Genomic DNA, 7431 nt, shown 5'->3' with positions numbered 1-7431 from the left:
ACCCGCGGCCACGACGCCGCCCCGGCATCGATCCGCGCGCCGAAACACCGGTCGAAGGCCGTGCGCACGTCACGCCCCGCGCGCAGCATGGCGGCGAACCCGGCGATTTCGGCGCCGATGCCGGCGCGGCGTCCGCCGTCGCGCCCGGCGCAGTCCGCCGCACCACGGACGTCCGGCGCAAGGCGCCCGAGACGCGCATCAGCGCCTTCGTGAAGCGACACGGCGAGGAACACGCCCATCGCCGCCAGTATCGGCCACGGCATCGCACCACCTCCTTAGGAAATCAGGCCACGCCGGACCGGTCACCGTCACGCCGGAGCCGTCCCGCGAGACGACGCACCGTCCCCGCAACGCGCCGTCGCGGCAGTCGAGCATGCCGATCTGCGCGATACGGCGGCGGCCGCCGATCCGTTCGAGATGGACGAGCACGTCGAAGGCGCCGTCGGCGAGCCGTTCGAGCGCGTCCGGGGCCACGCCGGCGAGCATGCCGAGCGAGACGAGACGGGACGGGACACGATCCACGCCATCGGCGTGCATCGTGCTCAAGGAGCCGCGATGCCCGGAATTGAGCGCCCTGAGCAGATCGACGACCTCCTCGCCGCGCACCTCGCCGACGACGATCCGGTCGGGGCGCATGCGCAGCGTCGCCTTGACGAGTTCGGGCAATCCGACCCGCCCTGCGCCTTCGACGTTCGCGTCGCGCGCGACGAGCGACACGACGTGCGGATGAGGCACCGCGGCGAGTTCGCGCACCTCCTCCACCGTCACGATCCGCTCGTTCGGCGCGCAGCTCGCAAGCAGCGCCTTGAGCAACGTCGTCTTGCCGGTGCCGGTCGCGCCCGAGACGAGCATGTTCGCCCTGGCGCGCACGAGCATGCGCAGCATCGGCGTCCATTGGGCCGGGAACATGCCTGCCGCGGCGAGCGATTCCAGATCGGCGCGAGCACGGTCGGGGAAACGGATCGAGATCGACGCGCCGCGCGGCACGATCGGCGCGATGACGGCGTGCACTCGCGTGCCGTCGTCGGCCGCCGCGTCGGCGATCGGCTGCGTCTCGTCGAGCCGCACGCCCAGCTGCGCGCACAATCGCACGGCCAGGTCGCGCAGCACCGCCGGATCGCCGAGCGGGATCGCCGTGTGCGCGAGCTGCATACCGCGGCCGCCGTCGAACCAGACGGTGCCGTCGCAGGTCACGACGACGTCGGTGACGCGCCCGTCGCCGCCAAGTGCGGCGAGCGGCCCCAGTTCGAGCGTCGTGCACGAAGCCATGTTCATCGCCGCCCCCTCACCGCGGCGTCCCGCTGAGGTCGCAGACGCGTTCCACCTGCCGGACGAGCCGGTCGATGACGAGCGCGTTGCGTTTCGGCACCGCACGCACGCCGGCGCCTTCGAGGATGTCCCCGCACAGCTTGGCGTCGTTGCGGATCGGGCCGATGACGTCCTTACACAGGTAGGATTGCGCCTCCTTCACGTCGACGACGCCGCGCAGCCGCGCCGGCCCATGCGGTTCCACGCCGACGACGGCGGCGACGTCGCCGGGCCGCTGCGCGACCGGGCGCGACGGCTGTCCGGGCCCCGGCGGCATCATGCGGCGGTCGACGCTCTCCTGACCCTGCCGTTCGAGCCAGTCGAGATGGGCGCGGCCCCGCGCGAGCCCCAGCACCGACAGCTCCACGACGACGACATGCGACGCCTCGATGAGCGTCGGCGACTCGGCGATCATCTCGCCTTGTCCGGCATCCACAACGACGACCTCGTCGCAGGCGGCGAGCGCACGGACGGCGGCGTCGAGCTCCCACGGCTTCGGCGCGTCGCCGTTCCATGGGTTGTAGGCGAGCACCTTCACGCTGCCCCATTTCGGCAGCTGCCTGTACAACGCGGAACCGCTCAGCTGCCCGAGCGGCGCATGCACGTCATGCCAACGCGATCCGCGCTCATGCTCGATGCCGAGCAGCACGTCGAGACCGCCCGCGCACATGCGCACGTCGGCGTCGACGAGCGCCGCCGGCGCATGATGGTCGACGAGCGAGCGGACCAGCAGCGCGGCGATCGTCGACGTCCCGGCGCCCCCGCTCGCCGACGACACCGTGATGACGTTGCCTCCGGACAGTTCGATCGCCTCATGATGCGCGTCGGTGCGGCGCATCGTCTCCTGCGGACGCGGCCGATACGGCCGCGCATCGGTGCCTCCCCGCGGCGGCGTGTAGTACCGCTGCGGCTCGTTCGTGCTGCGGGACGTGCCGAACGCGGCCATCGGCCGGCCCATCGCCCCTCTTCCATCTGCATACGCAGGCATCATCGCCAATGTGTTCATGGCTCGATTGAACGGCGTGCGCCCCGCGGGGCGCAATGACGCCGGGGGTATGTGTACGGACGGACCGGTTATCCACATTTCCCCGAGCGCGAACGCAGCAATCCCCCACTGGGCACATCGGCCCGGCAGTAGGGCCGACGGCGGCCGCGCACAGTCCCGGGCACGCCGAAGCCGGCCACTTTTCGCCGTCGCCGACGACGCCCCGGCGTGTCCCCGCACATGCGCGACGACCACCGTGCCGGATCCATAACCGCGCGCGGCTACGGCCGAGCCGCCGCCGACCCCAAGCGCGTCCGGTCGTCGCCGGCAGCCCCCTTCGAGGCTGCGCCCACCACGGCCGCGCCCCGCCCGCTCCGGCGCATCAGCAGGCATGCACCACCGAACATGAAGGAACATGAAAAAGGGACCCACCGAAGTGGGTCCCTCACAAGTCCAACTGCGCAGAATCTCTGCACAACCTCATCGTTGCAACGGTAAGTCTTTCCAATACCCGCCCAACGTAATAATCTTGCTGATCATATACTTTTTGTGGGTCTGCTATTCAGTTGTTCTTGTACTTGCCAATTATGCTCGATTCATCCGACTTCGCAAGTCGGAACGGCCTCCATCGGGCCGATGTTCACATTTTTTCCGTTTTGTGCGTCACACCTCCGAACGCAACACGAAAACGAGCTGTATTGTCCGCTCCGGACGACCGCATGTTCATTCGAACATCACTCTCGGCGTGTCGGGATTCCGTCCGCAGCGCGTCCCGTCCGCATGCGTTGCACCCGGGCCGTCCACAGCGACGGCACGCCCCACCGCGCCACGCCACGCCACGCTCAGGTAAAGTTTGTGCAACGAAAACGGAATTTTTCGCCGTTCCCAGTGATTTCTCGGCCATCACCCCCTAGAGTAGTGAGCATGGCACAGATTTTTGACGCACCTTCGAAGGCGATTCTGCGCAGCCAGATCGCCGAACACATCGCAGAGACGGACAAGACCGACAAACGCGAGACGCTCAGCGGCGAGCAGCCGTTGCCGCCGGACCGCTTCTTCGACCGTGAGCTCAGCTGGCTCAAGTTCAACAAGCGCGTGCTCGAACTCGCCCAGGACGAGGACATCCCGATCATCGAGCGCGCCAACTTCGCGGCGATCTTCGCGAACAACCTCGACGAGTTCTTCATGGTCCGCGTCGCCGGCCTCAAGCGCCGCATCGACACCGGCATCGCCGTGACGAGCCCCTCCGGACTGAGCCCGCGCCAGCAGATGCGCGCGATCTCCGAGCAGGCGCACAAGCTGCAGGACGAGCACGCCCACTACGTCGTGGACCACATCCTGCCGGACCTCGCGAAGGAGAACATCAAGCTGCTGGGATGGGACAAGCTCACGATCAGCGAGCAGGAACGCCTGTCGCGTTACTTCCGCCAGCAGATCTTCCCGGTGCTCACGCCGCTCGCCGTCGATCCGGCGCACCCGTTCCCGTACATCTCCGGCAACTCGCTCAACCTGGCGATCATCGTCGAGAACCCGGCTTCCGGCAAATCGCACTTCGCGCGCGTCAAGATCCCGGACAACATCAACCGGCTCGTCCCGGTCGACGACATGACCGAGGACGACTCCGACGAGGTGCGCTACGGCTTCATCACGATGGAGAACCTGATCATCGCGCATCTGGAGACGCTGTTCCCGGGCATGATCATCAAGGAGGCGCGCTCGTTCCGCGTGACGCGCAACGAGGACATCGAGGTCGAGGAGGACGACGCCGAGAACCTGCTCAACGCGATCGAGAAGGAGCTGCTGCGCCGCCGTTTCGGGCCGCCGATCCGCCTCGAGATCTCCGACGAGACGTCGCCGTTCCTCTCCCAGCTGCTCGCCGACCAGATGGGCGTGACGCCGGAGGAGGTGTACCGTCTGCCCGCGCCGCTCGACGCGACGGTGCTCTTCGAGCTCGGCGGCATCGACCGGCCGGATCTCAAGTTCCGCCCGTTCGTGCCGACGACGAACCGGCAGATCGCGCAGGTCGAATCGAGCCGCGCGCAGGACATCTTCGCCGCGATCCGCGAGCGCGACATCCTGCTGCACCATCCCTATGATTCGTTCTCGACGTCGGTGCAGGCGTTCCTCGCGCAGGCCGCCGCCGACCCGAAGGTCCTCGCGATCAAGCAGACGCTGTACCGCACGTCGAGCAACTCGCCGATCATCGACGCGCTCATCGACGCCGCACACGCCGGCAAGCAGGTGCTCGCGCTCGTCGAGCTCAAGGCGCGCTTCGACGAGGACGCGAACATCGCGTGGGCGCGCAAGCTCGAACGCGCCGGCGTGCACGTCGTCTACGGCATCGTCGGGCTCAAGACGCACTGCAAGCTCTCGCTCGTCGTGCGCCAGGAGGCGGACGGCCTCAAACGTTACTGCCATGTGGGCACCGGCAACTACAACCCGAAGACGGCGCGCCTGTACACCGACCTCGGCCTGCTCACCTGCGACCCCGTCGTCGGCCAGGACATGACGCGCCTGTTCAACCAGTTGAGCGGCTACGCGCCGAAGTCGAGCTTCCACCGTCTGCTCGTCGCGCCGCGCACCGTGCGTTCCGGTCTCATCCAGCGCATCCGCCGCGAGGAGGACGCCGCGCGCGCAGGCAAGGAGGCGTGGATCAAGATCAAGGTGAACTCAATCGTCGACGAGAAGACGATCGACGCCCTCTACCGCGCAAGCCAGGCGGGCGTGAAGATCGACATCGTCGAGCGCGGCATCTGCTCGCTCAAGCCGGGCGTGCCCGGGCTGAGTGAGAACATCCGCGTGCGTTCGATCCTCGGCCGTTTCCTCGAGCACAGCCGCATCTACGCGTTCGCGAACTCCGACGGCCCGCAGATCGGCGAAGGCCCGATCTCCGGTCCCGAGGTGTGGATCGGCTCCGCCGACCTGATGCACCGCAACCTCGACCGCCGCGTCGAGGCGCTCGTGCGCATCACCGTGCCGGAGCAGATCGACGAGCTCATCAAGTACATCGATCTGCAGATGGCCGATTCCACGTCGAGCTGGCATATGCAGCCGGACGGCACCTACGTGCGCCACGCGAAGGACGCCGACGGCCGCCCGCTCGTCGACAGCCAGGAATACCTGATCCGCAAGCATCAGCGTCGCCCGAACGCGCACAACTGATACGCGGCCGTCGGCATCGGCGACCGCAGGCGGGGCCGGCGCACGTCATGCACGTGCGCCGGCCCCGGTCTATATGCCCGACGTCCGCCGCCCCGTCACGCAGATCGTGAAAGCGGACGTTCCCCCTACAATGGGTGCCATGAGTAGCAAATGCAAGCATGTGGTCGAAGCGGCCGGCGGCATCCTCTACCGGCGTCGCGGCGGCGCTCCGGGCGGCCCGATCGAGGTCTGCCTCGTGCACCGTCCGAAATACGACGACTGGAGCTGGCCGAAAGGCAAGCTCGAGAACAACGAATCGCACCGGCATGCGGCGGTGCGCGAGATCGGCGAGGAGACCGGGCAGTCCGTGGCTCTCGGGCCGTATCTGGGCGAAGTCGAGTATCCGCTCTCCGCGGAGGGTCGCAAGTCGCGCAACAAGCACAACGGCTCGGACAGCGGGCAGCGCAAGCATGTGCTGTACTGGATGGCCACCGTCATCGACCGTCCGCTCGCGCATCAGATGGCGCCCGCCTTCGGCCCCGTGCACCGCGCGGACGTCGGCGAGATCAACGACGTCGTCTGGCTGACCGTCCCCGAGGCACGCAAGACGCTGACGCACTCCACCGACAAGGACATCCTCGCGCTGTTCGCCGACCGTCTCGAGGAGCACGCCGACGCCGCGCGCGCCGTGCTGCTCGTGCGCCACGCGAAGGCCGAGGCGCGCAAACAGTGGAAGGGCACCGACGCGGCACGGCCGATCACGCCGCTCGGCGCGGCCGCCGCATACGCGCTCGACCGCGAACTCGCCTGCTACGCGCCGGCACGGCTCACGTCGTCGCCGTGGATGCGCTGCCAGCAAACGATGCAGATGCTGTCGTGGCAGACGGGCATGCCGGTCGAGTTCATCCCCGAACTCACCGAGGACGCGTTCGCGCGCGACGCGGACGGCGCATGGAAGGCGTTCCTCGCGCAGCTCGAACGAACGGTCCACGGCGGCCAGCCGATGGCGATCTGCATGCATCGGCCGGTCATCGGCGGCATGTTCGAGCATCTGCGGCCGATGTGCGCCAGCAAATCGCTGACGAAGAAACTCATCGCGAAGACCCCGTACATGCCCACCGGCAGCGCGCTCGCCCTGTTCGTCGTACCGACCGACGACGGGCTGCGCATCATCGACATCCAGAAAGTGGCCCCGATTGTCTACTAACGCGCAACGCAGCGGCTCCGGCTCGATCATCGCGAGCCGCTCCGCCTTCACGCACACCGGTTCCCCTCGCCCCGCACGCCCCGGACAGCTTGATCAGGCGCTCGCCGAGAACATCGCCGGCGGCGTCGACCCCGAACAGCTGAGCGCCGTCAGCCACGCGACGGCATGGGCGCTGCTCAGCCATGTGCACAAGACCGACGATCCGCAGGTCGTCGAGCGCGTGCTCACGCTCGTCGACCATGAGGGGGTCGACGTCATCGCCGAACTGTGGAGCCACGCGGAGCCGGATTCGCTGCCCGGCGTGCTGTGGCGGCTGTATCTGCTGCGCACATGGATGCGCAAACGCCGTGATTCGATCGCGCGGCTGTGGCGTCTCGGCGAGCCGATCGTCACGTCGGCGTCGGCGATCGCAGGTGTGGACGCGGCGCCGACCGAGGAGGACATCGCGCGCACCGCCGACTCGATCCTCGCCGGCGCGTTCCGCGGTGACTTCGCCGTCGCGCTCGACCGTGCCGCGACCTTCGTCGACGTCGTCGTCGCCGGCCTGCGCGTACAGGCGCAACGGTTCAACGCGCATGCGAAGGCGATGGCCGACCTGGACAGGTCCGCCGTCGGCACGACCGAGGACATCCGCGCCGCGCATACGAAGGCCGCGCAGCTGCTGCACACAGCCGCTAACCTGCACACGACGGCCGACGATCTGCGCACCGGCGCCCACCTGTGGCGCCGTGGCCGTCTCGAGTAGCCACCCGTCCCTCCCCTGTGCGTCCGAGTTCATCGACCAGTTCGA

General features: G+C 68.1%; 6 protein-coding genes. 3 read left to right on the top strand and 3 right to left on the bottom strand.

Features of this window, described 5'->3' with window-relative positions:
• From B1400_RS02630 to B1400_RS02620, 3 genes are all read right to left on the bottom strand, one after another.
• The coding region (locus B1400_RS02630) for a hypothetical protein (protein ID WP_133064592.1) at positions 1–239 on the bottom strand (239 nt) is incomplete at its 3' end.
• Positions 199–1275, bottom strand: a complete 1077-nt coding sequence (locus B1400_RS02625; RefSeq protein WP_407641057.1) for a CpaF family protein — start codon at positions 1273–1275, stop codon at positions 199–201. The genes B1400_RS02625 and B1400_RS02630, both read right to left, overlap by 41 nt.
• Before the next feature lie 10 nt (positions 1276–1285).
• On the bottom strand, positions 1286–2266 hold the full coding sequence (locus B1400_RS02620; protein ID WP_235607276.1) for a septum formation initiator: 981 nt from the start codon (positions 2264–2266) through the stop codon (positions 1286–1288).
• A gap of 951 nt (positions 2267–3217) precedes the next feature.
• On the opposite strand from B1400_RS02620, the gene B1400_RS02615 reads away from it, so the two are divergent.
• The 3 genes from B1400_RS02615 to B1400_RS02605 all read left to right on the top strand — a co-directional run bounded on the left by B1400_RS02615 (position 3218) and on the right by B1400_RS02605 (position 7386).
• Entirely contained in the window at positions 3218–5455 is a 2238-nt protein-coding gene (locus tag B1400_RS02615; protein ID WP_095612895.1) for an RNA degradosome polyphosphate kinase, read from the top strand.
• A 130-nt stretch (positions 5456–5585) separates the two neighbouring features.
• Positions 5586–6641 (top strand): NUDIX hydrolase, encoded by a 1056-nt coding sequence (locus B1400_RS02610; protein ID WP_407641056.1) that lies wholly within the window; start codon positions 5586–5588, stop codon positions 6639–6641.
• A complete protein-coding gene (locus B1400_RS02605; RefSeq protein ID WP_095612893.1) occupies positions 6631–7386 on the top strand; it encodes a hypothetical protein in 756 nt (251 codons plus the stop codon). Before B1400_RS02610 ends, B1400_RS02605 begins: the two co-directional genes overlap by 11 nt.
• Positions 7387–7431 lie beyond the last annotated feature (45 nt).

It is taken from the genome of Bifidobacterium italicum, assembly GCF_002286915.1.
Lineage (GTDB): Bacteria > Actinomycetota > Actinomycetes > Actinomycetales > Bifidobacteriaceae > Bifidobacterium > Bifidobacterium italicum.
Note: the sequence above shows the minus strand (reverse complement) of the source record. Positions and strands in the feature narration are given on the sequence as shown.